A 19,258-nucleotide genomic window follows, 5' to 3' on the forward strand; every position below is an offset into this window, starting at 1 on the left:
ATTTTATTATGAATGAAACATTTAGATTTTGATCTGCAGATGAAAGTGTTAAATACTAATGATGAAGAATTTTTTAATACTACGTCTAAATGATTATATTCTAACGCTAAATTTTACATTTTTTATGAGCCATGGACACGGATTGTCTGTGGTATTTTTTATGCGCAAAAAACGGCTATTGTTAAGATAATAATTGGAGGGGATGTTGTGGTAGAGAATAATTTATTGTTGAAAGAARGGATTGGCAAGTTATTCATAAAATTTACAATTCCAGCATTGTTAGCGATGATAATTACTGGAGCCCAGTCTATAATAGACGGATTATTTGTTGGAAATTTTATTGGGGCAACGGCAATGGCGAGYATTAATATAGCAAGCCCCTTTGTACAACTAATTTTGGGAATAGGAATAGTCTGTGCYATAGGTGCGCAAAGCCATATAGGCATCAACTTGGGAATGGGCGAAACAGAAGAAGCAAAGAATACCTTTCAGACGTTTTTTAGAATTATTATTGTACTTTCGATAGTAATGACAGCAGGAGGTTTTTTGTTTGCAGAAAAAATAGCGATAGCATTGGGCGCAGATGTAGTTTTGCTGGCAGACTCGGTGACATATATTAGAATATATTCGTTATTCGCATTGCCTATTTGCCTGATGGTCTATTGGGGTTTTTTGGATCGAATAGTGGGTAGACCAGAGTTATATTTTGGAGGCTGTATATTAAGCTTATTAACAAATTTAACATTAAATTATATCTTAGTTGTGCGCTTAGGGGTTGGCATTGCAGGGGCTGCGATTGCAACAGGAGCTGCATTTGTCTCGGCAATGCTGGTTGTAATGCCACCAATGCTAAATAAAAAGAATTCTATCAATATAATAGAAGGAAAATTTTCTACAAAGTGTATTTTTCCGGTAATATGTAACGGGGCATCAGAAGGGGTAAATACGATTTCAGGATCTGTATGTGTATTGTTATTTAATGTGGCGCTGATGGAAATAGCAGGTGCTGATGGCGTAGTTGCTTTTACAGTTATCAACTATGTAGCYTTGTTTGCAACTTTGATGCTCTTTGGAATATCAGATGGAATTGGGCCGATTGTTAGCTATAATTATGGAAGTGGAAATATGAAAAGAGTCAGAGCAATTATGAAAACGGCATATATAATAAATTTTGTTGTTGGTATGATTATTTGTGTGGTGTTATTTTTCTTTGGAGAGGATGTGGCACAACTATTTATCAAAGATGATCCAGAACTAGTTGCAATGGCATCGAATGGGGGAAGATTATATGGGTTTGCATTTTTATTGGCGGGATTCAATATTTTGAGTTCTGGATATTTTACGTTTATAGGAAAAGGAGCACAGTCCGTCATCGTCGCATCAAGCAGGGGAATTATTTTCATAGTTATTGGAATTTCAACATTGCCCGCATTGTTAGGTGTGGATGGAATCTGGTTGAGTGTATTTTTTGCAGAAGTGTGTGCAATTATACTTGCGATTATCTTGTTGAAAAAGTCCTCTAAAGTTGTGGTGGTTACAAAAAAGATATAAATATGTATTAACAAATTAGGAAAATGATGGTATAATACAAGTATACTATCTTAAATATAGAAAGGATTTTTTATGAACAAGTATAATTTTATTATTATTTTAGCAGAAGACATTTGTCCTAACTTAGGTTGTTATGGTGATCCTAATGCAAAGACACCAAACCTAGATAAATTTGCAAAAGAAAATATTAARTTTAATTATTGCTACTCTGCAGCTCCAGTTTGTTCTGCAGCTAGAACGTCGCTAAATTTAGGTATGTATGCAACCACGGCGGGAGTGGGTAATCATAGAAGTTTTTATGATCTGCCGCCACAGGTTAAAAATTTTGGTAAGTACATGCAACAAGCAGGATTTTATACAGTAATCGGAAAAACTGATTTTAACTTTAATTTTGAAGAAGGTGCCGAAGGTGGATATGATGCTAAGATGACCTTTGGATCTAAGGACACTCCAACTTTTGCAACAGATATAATAGAGAAAATTAATCAAGCAGAAGGCAAGCCAGTATTTATGCTTCAAACCAATGCTAGTACGCATCAATCTCAATATGGATACACCGACAATACTGCGGAACACAGATCTAGTATGCCTCGTTTGAAAGAAGAAGAGCATCAGGTTCGTGAAACGATGGAGATTCCGGGATATCATTTTAAAACTGCAGAAGCAGATGAAATATGGGCACAGTATCATGAAAAAATGACTTCTATGGATAGAATGTTTGGCGAGGCAATAGATGCAATTAAGGAAAAAGGTTTATATGATAATAGCATAATTATTTTTGTAGGAGATAATGGTCATGGAATTCCGGGAGGAAAGATCAATCTATGGAATGAAGGTGTACACGTTCCTATGTTAGTGCACGTTCCAAAAGAGATTGAAAATCAAATTAACACTTATGATTCGCCGACTGGAAAAGTTTGTGATCGCTTGACTTGTTTTATAGACTTTTTACCTACCGCATTATCGATCAATAAAGAAGAAATTCCTGCAATTTTGCAAGGTAAAGCATTTTTGGGTGATAAAAAAGTTGACGATGTAAAAGAGATCTATTCATTTGGTGCAAGATGCGACGAGGGATTTGAAAACTCCAGAAGCATCCATGAAAAAGATTTGGTTTATGTTTGTGACTTTGCACTTAGCCATAGAAAAAAACTCAATGTGTATCAAACTGTTCAATCACCATGGTTTAATCGTTCTATGATAGAGCAAGGATATAAGCATAACATTGATGATACCGACAGACGTGCATTGTTCCGACAGATGCCTCGCGTATATGAGCAACTGTTTGATCTAAAAAACGATGAAAATTCGTTAGAAAACGTTGCTAAACAAAGACCAGCAGAGACATTGAGATTGCGCGACAAAATGTTTGAATATATTGAAACGTATAGAGATGATGCATTAATCGAGGAAGCGCTGATGGATGAGTTTATTAGAGAAACTGGACTAACAGCATATGAAATTCTTCAAAATGATAAATATTATCCTGTAAAAGAATGTATTCAGCTATGGAAAAATGGAATGGAAGGCAAGGAATTAGACCAAAATGTTACAAATCCTGCCCTCAAGTTGTTGCTTACTAAATTTATGTGTGACAAAGATGGCTCATTTGATAAATTTATAAATGATGAATATGAGACCGTGCGTGTATATAATGCATTTAGAATTGGCAATACTAAAGTGGTAGAAGACGTTGCAAAAATTACCAATAATTATGTTTTGGCTATGTTTATTTTGGATCTTATGTCAAATACAAGAGACGAGCGATTTGAAGAAGCGTATAGAATAATTTCTAAGCGTGTATATGTAGAAAAATCGTTGATAGGAAATGCTCGTTTTAAGGCAGCAATGGATTCTGCAGTAAATATGATTGCAGCTAGAATTGATACGACAATTCCAGAAGGTATGAGTGATAAAGAGCTTTGGAAAGAAGATAAATGGACTAAGACAAAAATGGTATTAGATGCACTCGACTTACAATAATAAATGTAAAAACCTAAAGGATACGGTAATTCGTGTCCTTTTTTAATTTTAAGATAAAGGATAAGATATGAGTTTAGAAGGAACAGTAGAAGATATTATTTATCAAAGCAGAGAGAACGGATATGCTGTTATATTAATTATGTATGAAGATGAGAAGGTGGTGTGTACTGGATTATTGATTGAACTTAAGGTTGATGATGAAGTAAAATTATTTGGTGAATATATGATGCATCCATCGTATGGAAAGCAATTTAAAGTCAGCTCATTTGTAAAGTTAGAGTCTAAAAAAAATTGTGGTATACGAAAAATTTTGAGTTCTGGATTGATATCTGGCGTTGGTGAAAAATTAGCAAAAAAGATAGTAGATAAATTTGGAGAAAAAACTTTTGAAATTATTGATCAAGAACCAAGTAAATTGACTCAAATACCTGGAATATCAAAAGAAAAAGCATATAGTATATCAGAGCAATATAAAAGTGAGTATGAGTTGAAAAATGTTATGTTAGCTCTTAATGAATATGAATTTTCTGCAGTGATGGCAATAAAAATTTATGATAAATATAAGGAAAAGACACTAGATGTGTTGAAAGAAAATCCATATGCTTTGGCGAGAGACATAGAGGGGGTAGGCTTTACCAAGGCTGATGAACTTGCAAAAAAGATAGGCGTTGAACGAGAGCATTGGGGACGTATAAAAGCTGGAATATTGTTTGTTTTAAATGCTATTAAATCTGACGGGCATACATGCTGTTCCAAAGTATTTTTGGAACAAGAAGTTATGAGATTGTTAGATGTAGATATAGAATTGGTAAACAATGCTATGGAAATGTTGAATTTAGAGAGAAAATTGGTAATAAAAGTATATGATTCAGAAGTGATGGTCTGTAATATAGCATTATATTATAAAGAACAAGAAATAGCAAAAAGATTGATGACATTGGCATCAGCAGAAAAAAAATTGAATGCGAACTTTGATGTTAGAAAAGAAATGGCACAGACGGAGCGGGAGTTGAAGATAGATTTAGTAAAAGAACAGCGAGAGGCAATAATAAACTCAATGGTTAAAGGGGTAACAGTTATTACGGGAGGGCCAGGCACAGGTAAAACAACAATAATAAAAGCTCTAATTCACATGGTAGCTAAGCTGGATGAGACTGTATTGCTAGCGGCGCCAACAGGGAGAGCTGCAAAGAGAATGGAGATTGCAACTCAAGCAGAAACAAAGACGATTCATCGGTTGTTAGAAATTGCTTTTAATAAAGATAAAAGTTTTGAGAGTCAATTTTTTTGTAGAAATGAAGATAATCCTCTGGAGACAGATGTTCTAATAGTAGATGAAATATCTATGGTTGATATATATTTGATGGACTCAATTTTAAAAGCGCTTCGATGTAACCAACGATTGGTATTAATTGGAGATACTGATCAGCTGCCATCTGTGGGGGCAGGCAATATTCTTAGAGATATAATAAAGAGTGGTAAGATTAAAGTGATAAGATTGGAGCAAGTATTTCGACAAGCTAAAGAGAGTGCAATAATAATCAATGCACATAAAATCAATCATGGTGAAGAGATCATCGCCAATAAGGAGAAATCAGATTTTTTTATTATAGATGAAAAGACACAGAATGATGTAAAGAATACGCTAGTAGATCTGATGACAAAGAGATTGCCAGCAAAGTATGAAGATTTGGATGTTATGAAGGATGTTCAAATTTTGGTACCGATGAGAAAGGGACTTTTGGGAGTACATGAATTAAATGGAGTGATGCAAAACGCTTTAAATTTAAAAAGTGACGATAAAGAGGAGTATGAGTATAGAAATACTCTCTATAGAGTTGGTGATAAAGTAATGCAAACGAAAAATAATTATAATTTAATCTGGAAAGTACCTGCAGGCAGTGGTCTTGTGGTTGATGAAGGTATGGGAGTTTATAATGGAGACATGGGGGTTATTAAAGAGATCGATAAATACGAAAAAGTTATTACTGTGGAGTTTGACGGTAAAAAGCGAGTAGATTATGAATATGCTAATTTAGGTGAATTAGATTTATCTTATGTTACCACGATTCATAAATCTCAAGGGAGTGAATATCCGATTGTAATACTTCCGTTGTTTTCGGGGCCGACAGTTCTCCTTAGTAGAAATTTATTATATACGGCAGTAACGCGCGCAAAAAAAATGGTTATAATAGTTGGAAATCGGGAAACAATAAGAAAAATGATTAGCAATAATAAAGAAGTTGAGAGAGATACTTCGTTGTTACATCATTTGAGGTCGAGCATATGATAAAGAAATTAATTTATCCTAATTTATGTGCTTTATGCAAGAAGTTAATACCAGAGGGTCATATTTGTAATAGTTGCCAAACAAAATTGCTAGAAAGTAATTATTGTCCGCGGTGTAAAAAAATGGTTAAAGAGTATGAGTGTCCGCATTGTGAATCTGATATCATAATAGGATTGTTACGATATGAAAAAGGTGCAAAAAGAGCTATTGCAAGATGGAAATATACAGGTGTGCGTAAATATGGAGATGTTTTTGCAAAGGAATTTAGTTATAAGCTAGATGAAGAAGAGATAAAAAATATCGATGCTTTTATTCCGGTGCCAGTTTCAAAAAACAGATTAAATAGAAGAGGATTTAATCAGGCGGCAGATTTATCACAAAGCCTTTCAAAAATTTTAGGAATAAAAACTTTGGACATTTTGCAACGTAATAGAAAAACTAAAGCACAATCTAAATGCACAATAGAAGAAAGAATAGAAAACATTGCAAATTCTATTAACGTAATTGATCAAGCTGACGATATATTTTTTGTAAACAGCGTCAACATTGCAATTGTAGATGATATTTATACAACAGGGAGTACTATCAGAGAATGTGTCAAAGTACTACGACAACGCTATGAAAATATTAAGAAAGTGTATGTTTTCGTTGTTTGTATAACATGAAGGATGGAGGCGTTTTATGGCAATAGAAATCAAAACTTGTATGAGATGCAAGAAAATATTTCAGTATCAGGGTTATGGTAGAAGAATTTGTACGCAATGTGTTAAAGAAGAAGAAAAACAATTCGAAGAAGTTAAAGAGTATATTAGAGACAACGAAAAAGCAACGATTAAACAAATTCATGAAGATTTAGGTGTTTCTCCAAGATTGATCGAAGAGTTTATCGCTTCCGGTAGACTTATACTATCCGCTAGTTCTCCGATTACGTTAACATGTCAAATGTGTGGAGATGAAATTAAAAAAGGCAAGGTTTGTGACAAATGTAATAAAGAAATAATGCGCGATACAGAAGCGGGGTTAAAAAATACTCCAGTACAATCTAAGAGACCCTCTGGGCCAGCAACGGGCGGAATGTTTAGCCGCAGATAAAATTGCTTAAAGTTCTGTAAAAATATGCCGATATAAATTATAAGCAGATGAAATAATTCAAATAGGAGGAACCTAGATGCGTATTGGCAATATAGACAAGATAACCCAGATATACCAAAACCAAGCGGGGCAAGCCAAAAGGCAAGTCCCCTCACCAAAAGATGAAATCGAAATATCGAATGAAGCCCAAGTTCTTGGAACTGCATTTAAAGCGGTTAAAGAATCTCAAGACGTTAGGATGGATAGAGTCAATTTTTTAAAAGAACAAATTCAAAACGGGACATATGACGTTAGTGCAAAGGATGTAAGCGAAAAGATTCTTAATAAGCTTATCGTATAAATGAGACAATAGTAAGGAGACAATATGGCGGGGATTGCACACGAACTAGTTAATGTTTTAAAAGAACAAAAAGAATGCTATGAAGGTCTATATACTTTGGCTACCTATAAGGCAAAAGCAGTGGTGGAAAAGGATATAGACTTTTTAAAAGAAGTGGTAAGTAGAGAAGAGGAATTTATTGGTAGAGTGGACATTTTGGATAGAAAGCGAGAAGAAACCTTTAAAGATATTTCTCAAGTAACAGGGTTAAATTTAGAAGATTTGACTCTTACAAAAATTATAACCAAAATAGGCCCCGAACAAGAAATCTGTAAGGAGCTTATTAATATACGAAAAGAATTGCTTGCAGTTATGGAAAAAGTAAAAAATCAAAATAATAGAAACAAAAGATTGATTCAACAATCGATGGATTTTGTGGAATTTACTTTAAATGCTATACAAACGACCAGACTTCAGGGAATAGAAGTTGGGTATTCTAGACCAGGATATGAAAATGTACAAGAAATGCGGCGAGTATTTGATGCGCGCAAATAACAGAAAGTTACCGAAAAGATAACTAGAGGTAGAACTAGAGGGGGATATAATATGAATTTAACTACAACAGTATCAGGCCTAACTGCGGCTCAAAAAGGCTTGATGGTTACTGGGCATAATTTAGCGAATATAAATACACCAGGCTATACAAGGCAACAATTGCTCCAACATGAAACAGGGTATCGAGATGTTAGAAAGTATGGGGGCTATACTCAGCAAGTTGGTATGGGTGTGTCCGAAACAGAGATACGACAAATCAGAGATAACTTTGCAGATGAAAGGTATAGGCAAGAAAATGCAAAGCTATCATTTTATCAAACCCAAAATACTACAATTAATGAGATAGAAACTATTCTGGATGAACCTAATGGAGAGTCATTAAGCAAAGTTTTGGATGCCTTTTGGGGACAAACGCAAAAGCTTGCTACTAATCCAGCGGGATTGGAAGAGAGAATGACTTTTATTCAGAACGCAAATGTTTTGATAAAAAAGGTTAACTATATTCAAGAGAGCTTGCAGGATTATCAGACAAATTTAAATATGCAAATAGTATCTATGGTTAGAAGAGTTAATGAGTTAGTAGATGAAATTCATACGTTAAATGAGAAGATAATAGAAGAAGAATTAAACGGTGTTGCAAATGCCAATGACTATCGAGATAAAAGAAATAACGCACTAGACGAACTTTCAGGATATATCGATATTAATTATGCGGAGCAACCAGACTCGACTGTAATAGTAAAAATTAGTGGGAGCAATGGAACTGCATTGTTAGAAGGTGGATTTATCACAAAGATTGATCTAGAACAAACTGCACCTAAAAGTCCGTACGTAAATCCGATTATTAGAAATACAGGAGATGCTTTGTTTGATTTTACCGTGACTTCTGATACGATCAAAGAAGCGGTAACTGCAGCCAATGGCAATGATTCGGGGGCATTAAAAGCGTTACTAATTTCGAGAGGATCAATACCAGCCAACGCTGCAACTGAATGGGACGATATCGCGATTAATGATAACTATAGTGTAGATGCAGAAGGAAATTCGTTTATTATTCCAGAGCTTCAAAAGAAATTAGACGTATTTACAAAAGAAATTGTAATGATGATGAATGAAAGTTTTTCGGGATATGGCGTTGGATTAGAAAAAGGGATTATAGGACCTCCTATTTTTGTTCCTATTTATAAGGCACCAGCAGCTCCTGACATGACAAAGATAGCGGTTGATATGAATAATATTACTCAGGCAGATATAGATGCTTATAATTATGAAATGCAACAATACTATACAGCTATAGAACCTCATCTAACTGCAATGAATATTGAAGTTAATACTAAACTGCTTGCAGAAGGTGGGTATAACCATTTGGGAACTGTACCTATTGTAGATAGCGATGGAAATCCAAATAATCCAGGAAACATAGGCAGTAATGAGTTGGTTCAAGATTTTTTAACTAAATGGGGAGAGCCAAAGACTTGGTATGATGAAGTAGATCCCGCAACGGGAGTGAAACCTAAATCGACACCAAAGAGTAAATTTTTGAATGTAACAGATTTCTATGCAGAACTGGTTACAGATATTGGTCAAAAGGGATATATATATTCGAATAAAGCTGCGGAGAAAATGGAGGCAGTGGAAAGCGTAAATAATGAGCGTTGGTCTATGTCTGCTATTTCACAAGATGAAGAACTTTCGATGATGATGAAATATCAATATGCCTATAATGCCTCAGCAAGGATGTTAACCGTGCTAGATGGAATGATGGATGTTGTTATAAATAAGATGTAACAGGGGGAAAAAATTATGGCTTTCGGAGAAATTACAGTTGCTATGTCAGGATTATTTGCAGCTCAACAAGGACTATCTGTTACGAGTAGCAATATTAATAATATAAATACACCAGGATATTCTAGGCAAGAGATAAAGCAAGAAGCATGGAATCCACTGCCTGGTGGTGGGGTTGGTATGATAGGTACAGGGACTACGGTAACAGGTGTGGAGAGGGTTAGAGATCCATTTTTAGATCAAAAAATATGGAAGTATAGCGATATGCTTGGTGAGTATTCAATAAAGCAAGAACAGACGGCTATAATAGAGAATATTTTTGGAGAGCCCAAAGATGAAGGGTTTACTAAAATATATACCAATTTTTTTAATGGCTTAGATGATCTATCTAAAGATCCAAATACCACAGAAAAAGCTAGTGCACTCAGGCAGTATATGATTGGGTTTGCTGATTATTATAATGAAATGGCATCCGGGTTGTCTGAAACACAGTCAGATATAAATGCGCAGTTGAAGATTACAGTGGATCAGATTAATCTTATGGCAAGTAGGGTGCAAAGTTTAAATGGTCAGATTCAAAATTATGAATTGCACGGAGGAAAGATTGCAAATGAACTTAGAGATCAACGTGATCATTGTGTTGATCAACTATCGCAGTTTGTGAATATTGAGGCAAAAGAAGTGGAAATGCATAAGCCAGATGGAAGCGTCGAGAAACAGTTTCAGGTGTATGTGAATGGGCAAACTTTGGTAGATCACAAAGATATTAGATTGTTAGAAGTGGAGCCTAGAGAAACTAAGAAGCACCCGAGAGATATCGATGGATTGTATGATATTGTATGGGATGATAAAGCTGTATTTAATACTACATCAGAATATTTTTCTGGAAAATTAAAAGGGTTGCTAGATGTACGAGATGGGCAGGGTGCAGGGTTAGATCCAATTACGCATAAGCCAGTATATACGGGGATACCATATTTTCAGGATAGGCTGGATCGGTTTGTGCGAGACTTTTCAAAAGAATTAAATAGGATTTATAACCAAGGAGATATTATAGATGCAAATGGCAATAGAGAGCAAATACTAGATGATTTGGGTAATCCTGTATATGCGTTATTTTCGTATCGAGATGAGGATACAAGCGCTATTATAGCATCTAATGATCCAAATTTTGACTATAATAAAATGACGGCAGAAAACTTTTCAACATCATTAGAAATAATAGAGAGTGACAAGAATATACGTACGAATTATGAACATAGAATGGATGTTATAAACGACCCTAAATTAGATCCACCATACAATTCGGAAATATATTATAATCCCAATCCAGGGAATAATGATTTGTTGCTAGATTTGATGGATCAACAAAATAATCAGGATGTTTTTAGCCAAGGTACGCCAACAGACTATATGATTTCTATATTTAGTGCGATGGGAGTTAATGCCAGTGAAGCACAGATGTATGCCAAAACTCAAAGCAATATAATATCGGAAATTGAAAATCAGAGAATGGCAGTTTCTGGGGTTGACAATAACGAAGAGTTTATGAATTTGATTAAATACAATATGGCGTATCAGATATCGGCAAAAGTTATGTCTACGCTGGATAACATATATGATATTACAATAAACAGGATGGGTAGCTGGTAATAGGGGGACAATAATATGAGCATGAGAATAACTAATAATATGGTACAGTATGGCGCAATGAATGCACTGTTTAACAATATGGAGCAATTAGACAAAATATATATGCAAATGAGTACATTAAAAAAAATAGAGCGTCCATCTGATGATCCGATAATAGCAGGTCGTTCGTTAAAACTGAGAATTGATGTAACAGAAGCGGAGCAATATGAGCAAAATACTAAAGAGGCAATGAGTTGGATGGAAATCTCTGATGGCGCTATCTCTAACATGGAAGAGATTTTAAAAGAAGTGAAGACGCGACTAAACCAAGCATCAACAGGAGCATTGACTCAAGAAGATAAAGAGAAGATTCTGTCTGATATATTGCAGCTATCGGAGCAAATTAAAGATGAGTTAAATACRTCGTACGCAGGACGGTTTGTATTTTCGGGGCATAAAATTGATCAGCCAGTTTACTATGATGTAGATACTACTTTGGCAAAAAATATTACCAGCTCTATAGATATCCAATTATCAGAAGATATGAAGGTTGGAATAAATGGATTAACTTTAACTTCACCTATGGTTGTACCAAAGGCGACGACATTAGGAGGAACACCATATGCCGCGGGAGAGGAAGTTCCGGCAAACACAATATTTAACCCAGGAGAGGTTGTTCCTAAGGGATCGTTTATTCCGAAAGGAACTGTGTTCACAGCAGAGACAGAAATTCCAGCCAGTACTGCAAATCCCGATGTTGTAGGTAATACGGCAGATCAGGATATTAGATATGAAATTGGCGTTGGGATTGAGCTAGAAATTAACGAAACACACCTGAGTGATATTTTTGTAGGAAACTATGAAAAAGTTGTAGATAATATCGTAGAGGCAGTGGAGATGGATGATATAGAAAGATTATCTGCTCTTATAGAAGATATTGACAAGACAAGAAGTGCTCTTTCGGAACGTATGGCAGATGGAGGAAGTAGGCAGGTGAGGTTGGAACTGACTCAGAGGAAAATGGCAGAGGATCAGGTAACTTTTACAGAGTTGCTATCAGAGACAGAAGATGTGGATATAGAAGAGATATTTGTGGAATTTAATGCACAAATGATGGTTTACCAAAGTGCACTAAAAGCATCTTCTCAGGTAGTAATGAATACTTTAGCCGACTATATTTAAAATATAATAAAACTTTTAATCTGCAAAGGGCGTATACTGCGTCCTTTTTTTTGTTATACTAATAAATAAAGCAACATAGAAAGGGATGACTATGGAAAAGATCATTAGGTTTAATAAAGGGATATTAGGTTTTGAGGAGTATAAGGATTATTTGATTTTGGAGGATGAAAGCAATAGACTATATTATTTGCAAGTAAAAGAAGAGCCGCGAATAGAGTTTATTATATTGTCACCGAGTTTGTTTAAGTTAGAATATAGTCCAGAAATTAATGAAGAATATTTTGAAGAGGTGGATGCAACGAGCGAAGATGAGTTAATTTTATATGTAATTGTAAAATTGGCTAAAGATGAAAATGATATAACAGTAAATATGCAAGCCCCTATACTAATTAATGTGAGCAAACGTCTGGGAACTCAGGTAATAGTGGAAGGAGAAAAATATCAGACGTGTGAAAAATTAAAAATACTGTTAGGAGGGGTTCTATGTTAAATTTAACCAGAAAAGTAAATGAGGCTATCATAATTAATGATAATATCATTATTGAAGTGTTGGAAACAAGAGAAAGTAAGGTGAAATTGGGATTGATTGCTCCGAAAAATATAAAAATATTGCGAAAGGAAGTTTATGACGAAATCATTAAAAGTAATAAATCTTCTATAAAGAATGAAAGTGAGATAGCTACGTTAAAAAATTTGCTTAGTAAAGAATCGATTCAGGAGAGTTAAGATATGATTTTACAGCCAAAACACTTTGAGAAGTTTATATGTATAGGTGCTGCGTGTAAATATAATTGTTGCCAAGGTTGGAGAATTCGGATAGATGTGGAAACATATGCAAAATATAGAAATCTAATTGATTTTGCGCAAGAATGGCAAGATAAGATAAATTTGGATAATAAATCCATTAAACTGAAAGAAAGTAATCAAGAATGTAGTTTTTTGGGACAAGATAAGTTGTGCGAAATATATAAAAAATTGGGGCCAGATAATATGCCAGAAATATGTAAGCAGTTTCCGAGATATTATAGAATTTTTGGAGATAAATGGACCCAAAGCTTGGATTTGGCGTGTATACCGGCTATAAAGTTGCTACTAACTTCTGTTGCACCAATAGAATTTGTTTATAGTGATAAGGAAGAAAAGCCGAATGTGTATTGGATTAGACTAAAATGGGAAGATTCAAAGGTAAAAAAGTTTCATAATCAGTTAAATGAAATCTGTATAAAAATGATCCAAGATAGAACATATTCACTGGAGGAGCGACTGCTGTGGGTAGCGAATTTTCTGGAGTATGTGGATCAAAATGAAGAAAATACATTTGATCTAATGGATGAAGCGGTAGTAGATGATAGTGAAGATTTTATAGCGGGGAAGACAAATTTAAAAATGGCTATTTATAGTGAAATTGTTGATGATATGTTGAAGGTATGTGGACAAAAAAATAAAGATATAATATTTAAAGATTATGAGGAAAAATTGAAATATTTCAAAATGGAGATATTAGAAAACAAAGATCATAAACCGAAAAAGCTGTTTTATAATTTAATTAAAAATTCGAAAACTTTTGTGAATTATAAGAAGAATAAAAGTTATAATCATATAATAGAAAATTATATAGCATACAAAATGTTTGTCCAAGATTTTCCAGTAGGGGCAGCTATGACTACTGATGAGCTGCGAATGCTCTTATTTAAATTAGACATGATTAATCTAAATATATTAGTATTGAGTTTTTATAATAAGAGTTTAGATATAGAAGAAGTTATTGTAGAAGCAATATATTTTTTTGAAAGAATTGTAATGGGAGCAAAAATATCTACTATTATGTATCCTAGTTGGAATCGTTGGTTTAAAAATAACTCATTATTTGCTACTATAAAATTTATGACAAATTAACTGCCAGAAATTTGGTAGTTTTTTTATGTATAAAAATTTTAAATCTGGGCAATAACTGAGAGAGTACATAAAAATATCCAATATGAAGGAGGAGCTTGGATGAAAATTGATAAACACACTGTTATTTTATCTGCTATACTGGTAATTTTATTTGGTATGGCCGTAGTATTTGATACTTTGTTGTTTGCTAAACAAGCTAGTGAACTTTTGAAAGACGATGTAATTCGCTTTCATGTGCTTGCAAACAGTGATTCAGCAGAAGATCAACAGTTAAAGGAAGAGGTTCGAGATGCTGTTATGAAATATATGGAACCATTTTTGGATACTGCAGATTCTGTTGATGAAAGTAGAAGATTACTGCTAAAAAACATAGATGCGATGCAAGCTGTTGCAGAAAATGTTGTTACTTCGCGTGATAAGAATTATGATGTAAGAGTAGAGATAGCCCAAGTGCAGTTTCCAACAAAAAAGTATGGGGATATAATCTTTCCTGCAGGAGTTTATGAAGCCTGTCGAGTTTTAATTGGAGAGGCTTCCGGCGCAAATTGGTGGTGCGTAATGTTTCCGCCATTATGTTATGTAGATGCTTCAATGGGGGTGTTGCCTTTGGAAGGAAAAGAAGAACTTGAGAAAAACTTAACTGATGCTCAATACGAAATTGTTGCATTTCAAAAGGAAAAACCATATAAAATAAGATTTAAGCTATTAGAATGGCTAGAAGGAGTTTTGAATTAGATGAATAAGATTGCTACACCAGGAGGTACCAAGGCGGTACTATCGAAATATCCATTTATATTGAAAAAGAAATATGGACAAAATTTTTTAATAGATGAGCACGTATTAACTAAAATTATTTCTGCTGCAAATATTTCAAAAAATGATTGTGTATTGGAAATTGGCCCAGGAATAGGAAGCGTAACACAAGAGCTTCTTGAACATGCCCAAGAAGTAATTGCAGTAGAGATAGATAAAGAATTGATTCCTATTTTGAATAATCAATTTGGTTCATACGATAATTTTGCATTAATAAATGAGGATTTTTTGAAGTTGGATTTGAAAGAAGTTTTGAAAGGAAARACAAACATAAAAGTGGTTGCAAATTTACCATATTATATTACGACGCCGATTATTATGGCGCTCTTAGAAAGTGAATTACCATTTATTAATATAACTGTGATGGTACAAAAAGAGGTTGCAGACAGAATTACTGCACTTCCAGGAACRAAGGAATATGGATCAATTTCTGCTAGTATAGCATATTATGCAAAGGTGAGATTGGTTGCAAATGTACCTATGCATTCGTTTTTGCCGCGTCCAACAGTAAATTCAGCCGTGATAGAGCTTGAGTTATATAGAAATCCGCCTGTAGATTTAAAAAATAAAGAGGTGTTTTTTAAAGTGATTAGGGCAGCATTTTCTCAAAGAAGAAAAACTATTTTGAACACGCTGTCAAATAATTTTAATATTGATAAAAAACAACTCAAAAATCTCTTGGAGGTTGCGGATATAGCAGAAAACGTTCGCGGAGAAACTTTAGGGACTAGTGAATTTGCAATTTTATCTAACTTGATTTGTTCTACTCAATAAACTAATTCATATATATGTAATATTAAGTGATTATAATGTAAAGGAGAGCGAGTTATGTCCGCAAATACTTTTATTAATCTAGAAGAAAACATCAGTGGTTATTCTAATAATGGAAAGCCTGTAACAGGTCATATTACTATTGGAATGCCTGGTCGAGTGAAATTATATGTAGACAATTTAAAAGATTCTGAGACAAATAATTATGTCTGTTATCTTATGAGTAAATCGCAAAATAAAGCTGTACGATTAGGAGAGCTAACTAAGCCTAGCCAAAATAAGCAATCAACGTTTAAAATAGACCTAAAGGATATTGGCGGAAAAGGCTTGGTGCGACAAGATATTGATGGAGTTGCTGTAGTTATTGAAGGAGTGAGTATAGGAAATACACAAATTGTTCTTACCGGTTTTGGGGGAGCTACATACTCACCTTCTCCATTAATACAACGTGCTTTGCCAAAACCAGCTAATGCAGATGAGACAAGATATAAAAGAGAAAATACTGGAAAATATGTCGAAACGACAAAAGTAGAGAAGACATTGACACCTAAAGAAAGTGTTGCAGTAGATAAAAACAATAAAGTATTAAACACTGCTAGTCCGGCTAGCAATATTCAGGGAGCAATCAATGAGGTAGATAAAATTTTAGGAATAAACCAAGCTGACAAAAAAATAGAAGATATAATAGTACAAGGTGCAGACGTCGCGATAAAAGAAATAGATAATAATACTGATATGATTGTTAATGATATAAAAAAGGCAATTGCATTAGAGGTTGAAAATCAAGAAAAAGATGGCAATATGAAAGTGCTTGATGTTAAGCATTTGATAGAAGAAGGAATTCAAAAGAAGATTAAGTATTTGCTAGAAAGTAATCAATCAAACGAATTAACTGAATTGATAGGAAAAGTCGTAAAAGAATTGGTATGCGATGGAAAATTGGTGTGTGATCCACCGCCTGATGCTAACAAAAAAATAATAGACGACCCTACAATTATGCCGGCATCAAAAACAAGTCCAATGATGCATATACCTGGTATGTCTTCTGTAGAAGAGCAAATTTTGATGCACGTAAAACAAATGGCTGATAAGTTAGAAAATTTTGAAAATAAGAGTGTTAATGCTGGATTTAAATTAGATGATATTATTTCGATATCAGAAAAAATAGAAAATTTGGTAAAAACATTAAATTTATCAATGCCAACCCCGGCGCTACAGCATGAAGTGAATGTTGAACCGGTTGTGATGCCTGCAACAGATTTGACAGCAGTAGAAGCAATGGATTCATTGAAAATAGCGAAGCCAGTTGCATCAGGTGCAACACCAATGACTTCATCAGAAATAGTAAAGCCGATAGCTCCGGCAGCAACACCAATGGCTCCGTTAGAAATGGCAAAGCCGACAACTCCGGCAGCAACACCAATGACTCCGTTAGAAATGGCAAAGCCAACAACTCCGGCAGCAACACCAATGGTTCCGTTAGAAATGGCAAAGCCGACAACTCCGGCAGCAACACCAATGGTTCCGTTAGAAATGGCAAAGCCGACAACTCCGGCAGCAACACCAATGGCTCCGCTAGAAATGGCAAAGCCGGCAACTCCGGCAGCAACACCAATGACTCCGYTAGAAATGGCAAAGCCGACAACTCCGGCAGCAACACCAATGGCTCCGTTAGAAATGGCAAAGCCGACAACTCCGGCAGCAACACCAATGRCTCCRTTAGAAATGGCAAAGCCGGCARCTCCGGCAGCAACACCAATGRCTCCGTTAGAAATGGCAAAGCCGRCAACTCCGGYAGCAACACCAATGRCTCCGTTAGAAATGGCAAAGCCGACAACTCCGGCAGCAACACCAATGGCTCCGTTAGAAATGGCAAAGCCGACAACTCCGGCAGCAACACCAATGGCTCCGTTAGAAATGGCAAAGCCGACAACTCCKGCAGCAACACCAATGACAACAACTTCACCGGAAATAATGCCTGATATTCCAGCGGCAAATCCAGAAATGGTTCAAATAACACCATTAGTTAAACCGGAGAGAGTACAAACGACGCCATTAGTCAAACCAGAAGTATCGGGTATTAACTTAGAAGATATTATAGAGTTTACAAACCTAATTAAAGGATTGCTTGGTGATAAGTCAAAGTCTAATGATAAGAAGGTTGATTTTCAAGAAATTTTGAATATAGTAAGTGCAGTAACAAAATCAGATCAAACAAGTGAAAATACAACAATTGATCCCAAGGTAGTTGAAAATGCAAATGAAATAATTCGAGATCTTGTGAGTCAAAAGCCAGTTTCTGCAGGTGCAAATGCTGAAAACGCAGATTGTGGATGCGATAAGTCGGGAAAGACTGTTGATGAGCAATTTAGTGAGGCAATGAATTTTTTAATCAAAACATTCCAGAATAAAAAGGATGTTGAACCCAAAGAAGGCGATGTAGGATTTTTAAAAGATCAGATAAATGCTAAATCTGGGTTAGATAAAAAGGCAGAAATAGAGACATTGATACAGACCACATTGAATAAAGATAATAAGAAAGTAGATATTGAATTGGAAAATTTGCTAAAAAGGATAGAAGCCTTTAAAAAAGCGAATCATATGAATGCAATGCAACCGAAAACGGAAAGACCAGAAAAAATTGTGGGTAAGTATGAAAATAATCCTGTAGTAATAAAAGATAACAATAAGACTATAGAGCCACACATTAACATTGCAGTTGTTCCAATAGAAGTGGGAAATATAGGAATAGGAGACAATAAAACAATAAACGTCGAAGATAATGCATTGGTAAAAAAAAATTTAATTTAGACAGAGACGAAATTTTGATTGAATTTGATGAAGAAGAGACAGAATGGGATGATGATGAACCGCTAGATGACCTAGCATCATTGTATAAAATTAGTAAGGCAGTTGATATGGATGAATTAGATGAATTAGAAATGCTTGATGTTGCTGAAGATATGAAAGATGATTTAGACAGTAATTTTAGAGATATAGTTGTCAAAGATGAGGTTGAAACATATAAAGGTGAATTTGATCAATTGAATTATTTGATGAAAAACAAGTTGAAGGCGGTACCATTTGACGGGCAATTTCCTGTAGATTGGGTAACAGTAATGCAAAGTGATTTATTGACATTACCTCAAATAAATGCAGAGTGGTTAAAGCAAGTAAAAAACATAAAGTCCTATAATTATTTTATATTGGGCAAAGATCAAGAACGAAATCAATTTTATGTTGGAATTCCAGCACTTGTATTTAAAAGTCAGAAAAAATTTCCAAAAGTTGACAATATTATAGAATTTGTGTTAAAGCAGCCTAAATCATCAAGATCAACCTGGTCTGGAAACGGATATTGGATAGCAACAATATAAGAAATATTATTG

The 19,258-nt window shown here is 34.7% G+C and carries 17 protein-coding genes; all 17 read left to right on the top strand.

Annotated features, from left to right (window positions below; genetic code table 11):
- Positions 1–207: 207 nt before the first annotated feature.
- Positions 208–1,551 carry an MATE family efflux transporter gene (locus EPU_RS01875; protein ID WP_029487799.1) on the top strand — a complete coding sequence of 448 codons (1,344 nt, stop codon included), beginning with the start codon at positions 208–210 and terminating at the stop codon, positions 1,549–1,551.
- A 72-nt stretch (positions 1,552–1,623) separates the two neighbouring features.
- On the top strand, positions 1,624–3,534 hold the full coding sequence (locus tag EPU_RS01880; protein ID WP_029487801.1) for a sulfatase-like hydrolase/transferase: 1,911 nt from the start codon (positions 1,624–1,626) through the stop codon (positions 3,532–3,534).
- Between the two features lie 67 nt (positions 3,535–3,601).
- Entirely contained in the window at positions 3,602–5,824 is a 2,223-nt protein-coding gene (recD2, locus tag EPU_RS01885; RefSeq protein WP_010166249.1) for an SF1B family DNA helicase RecD2, read from the top strand.
- Entirely contained in the window at positions 5,821–6,489 is a 669-nt protein-coding gene (locus tag EPU_RS01890; RefSeq protein WP_010166251.1) for a ComF family protein, read from the top strand. The genes recD2 and EPU_RS01890 overlap by 4 nt, the downstream gene beginning before the upstream one ends.
- 16 nt (positions 6,490–6,505) lie before the next feature.
- Positions 6,506–6,916: a hypothetical protein gene (locus tag EPU_RS11210; protein ID WP_010166253.1), complete on the top strand. Its 411-nt coding sequence runs from the start codon at positions 6,506–6,508 to the stop codon at positions 6,914–6,916.
- A gap of 76 nt (positions 6,917–6,992) precedes the next feature.
- The gene (gene flgM, locus EPU_RS01900) at positions 6,993–7,256 is read left to right on the top strand and encodes a flagellar biosynthesis anti-sigma factor FlgM (RefSeq protein WP_010166255.1); all 264 of its coding nucleotides are present in this window, start codon (positions 6,993–6,995) and stop codon (positions 7,254–7,256) included.
- A gap of 24 nt (positions 7,257–7,280) precedes the next feature.
- Entirely contained in the window at positions 7,281–7,790 is a 510-nt protein-coding gene (locus EPU_RS01905; protein WP_010166257.1) for a flagellar protein FlgN, read from the top strand.
- A 51-nt stretch (positions 7,791–7,841) separates the two neighbouring features.
- The gene (flgK, locus tag EPU_RS01910) at positions 7,842–9,578 is read left to right on the top strand and encodes a flagellar hook-associated protein FlgK (RefSeq protein ID WP_010166258.1); all 1,737 of its coding nucleotides are present in this window, start codon (positions 7,842–7,844) and stop codon (positions 9,576–9,578) included.
- A 15-nt stretch (positions 9,579–9,593) separates the two neighbouring features.
- Positions 9,594–11,228, top strand: coding sequence for a flagellar hook-associated protein FlgK (flgK, locus tag EPU_RS01915; protein ID WP_010166259.1), 1,635 nt, complete (start codon positions 9,594–9,596; stop codon positions 11,226–11,228).
- A 15-nt stretch (positions 11,229–11,243) separates the two neighbouring features.
- Positions 11,244–12,389 (top strand): flagellar hook-associated protein FlgL, encoded by a 1,146-nt coding sequence (flgL, locus tag EPU_RS12570; RefSeq protein WP_010166260.1) that lies wholly within the window; start codon positions 11,244–11,246, stop codon positions 12,387–12,389.
- A gap of 91 nt (positions 12,390–12,480) precedes the next feature.
- Positions 12,481–12,879: a flagellar assembly protein FliW gene (fliW, locus tag EPU_RS11220; protein ID WP_010166261.1), complete on the top strand. Its 399-nt coding sequence runs from the start codon at positions 12,481–12,483 to the stop codon at positions 12,877–12,879.
- Positions 12,873–13,115, top strand: coding sequence for a carbon storage regulator CsrA (gene csrA, locus EPU_RS01930; protein ID WP_010166262.1), 243 nt, complete (start codon positions 12,873–12,875; stop codon positions 13,113–13,115). The genes fliW and csrA overlap by 7 nt, the downstream gene beginning before the upstream one ends.
- Positions 13,116–13,118: 3 nt before the next feature.
- Positions 13,119–14,285: a flagellin lysine-N-methylase gene (gene fliB / locus EPU_RS01935; RefSeq protein ID WP_010166263.1), complete on the top strand. Its 1,167-nt coding sequence runs from the start codon at positions 13,119–13,121 to the stop codon at positions 14,283–14,285.
- 99 nt (positions 14,286–14,384) lie between these two features.
- Positions 14,385–15,020, top strand: a complete 636-nt coding sequence (gene spoIIR / locus EPU_RS01940; protein WP_010166264.1) for a stage II sporulation protein R — start codon at positions 14,385–14,387, stop codon at positions 15,018–15,020.
- Positions 15,021–15,872 carry a 16S rRNA (adenine(1518)-N(6)/adenine(1519)-N(6))-dimethyltransferase RsmA gene (rsmA, locus tag EPU_RS01945; RefSeq protein WP_029487805.1) on the top strand — a complete coding sequence of 284 codons (852 nt, stop codon included), beginning with the start codon at positions 15,021–15,023 and terminating at the stop codon, positions 15,870–15,872. It abuts the gene before it with no gap.
- A gap of 54 nt (positions 15,873–15,926) precedes the next feature.
- Positions 15,927–18,680 carry a DUF7922 domain-containing protein gene (locus EPU_RS13845; protein WP_052296440.1) on the top strand — a complete coding sequence of 918 codons (2,754 nt, stop codon included), beginning with the start codon at positions 15,927–15,929 and terminating at the stop codon, positions 18,678–18,680.
- A gap of 14 nt (positions 18,681–18,694) precedes the next feature.
- The gene (locus tag EPU_RS01955) at positions 18,695–19,246 is read left to right on the top strand and encodes a hypothetical protein (RefSeq protein ID WP_010166270.1); all 552 of its coding nucleotides are present in this window, start codon (positions 18,695–18,697) and stop codon (positions 19,244–19,246) included.
- Positions 19,247–19,258 lie beyond the last annotated feature (12 nt).

Source organism: Candidatus Epulonipiscium viviparus (assembly GCF_000171335.1).
GTDB classification, from domain to species: Bacteria; Bacillota; Clostridia; order Lachnospirales; family Cellulosilyticaceae; genus Epulonipiscioides; species Epulonipiscioides viviparus.

Coding starts and splice junctions, on each gene's coding strand:
- recD2 (WP_010166249.1), top strand. CDS start 3,602: ATGAGTTTAGAAGGAACAGTAGAAGATATTATTTATCAAAGCAGAGAG.
- EPU_RS01890 (WP_010166251.1), top strand. CDS start 5,821: ATGATAAAGAAATTAATTTATCCTAATTTATGTGCTTTATGCAAGAAG.
- EPU_RS11210 (WP_010166253.1), top strand. CDS start 6,506: ATGGCAATAGAAATCAAAACTTGTATGAGATGCAAGAAAATATTTCAG.
- flgM (WP_010166255.1), top strand. CDS start 6,993: ATGCGTATTGGCAATATAGACAAGATAACCCAGATATACCAAAACCAA.
- EPU_RS01905 (WP_010166257.1), top strand. CDS start 7,281: ATGGCGGGGATTGCACACGAACTAGTTAATGTTTTAAAAGAACAAAAA.
- flgK (WP_010166258.1), top strand. CDS start 7,842: ATGAATTTAACTACAACAGTATCAGGCCTAACTGCGGCTCAAAAAGGC.
- flgK (WP_010166259.1), top strand. CDS start 9,594: ATGGCTTTCGGAGAAATTACAGTTGCTATGTCAGGATTATTTGCAGCT.
- fliW (WP_010166261.1), top strand. CDS start 12,481: ATGGAAAAGATCATTAGGTTTAATAAAGGGATATTAGGTTTTGAGGAG.
- csrA (WP_010166262.1), top strand. CDS start 12,873: ATGTTAAATTTAACCAGAAAAGTAAATGAGGCTATCATAATTAATGAT.
- fliB (WP_010166263.1), top strand. CDS start 13,119: ATGATTTTACAGCCAAAACACTTTGAGAAGTTTATATGTATAGGTGCT.
- spoIIR (WP_010166264.1), top strand. CDS start 14,385: ATGAAAATTGATAAACACACTGTTATTTTATCTGCTATACTGGTAATT.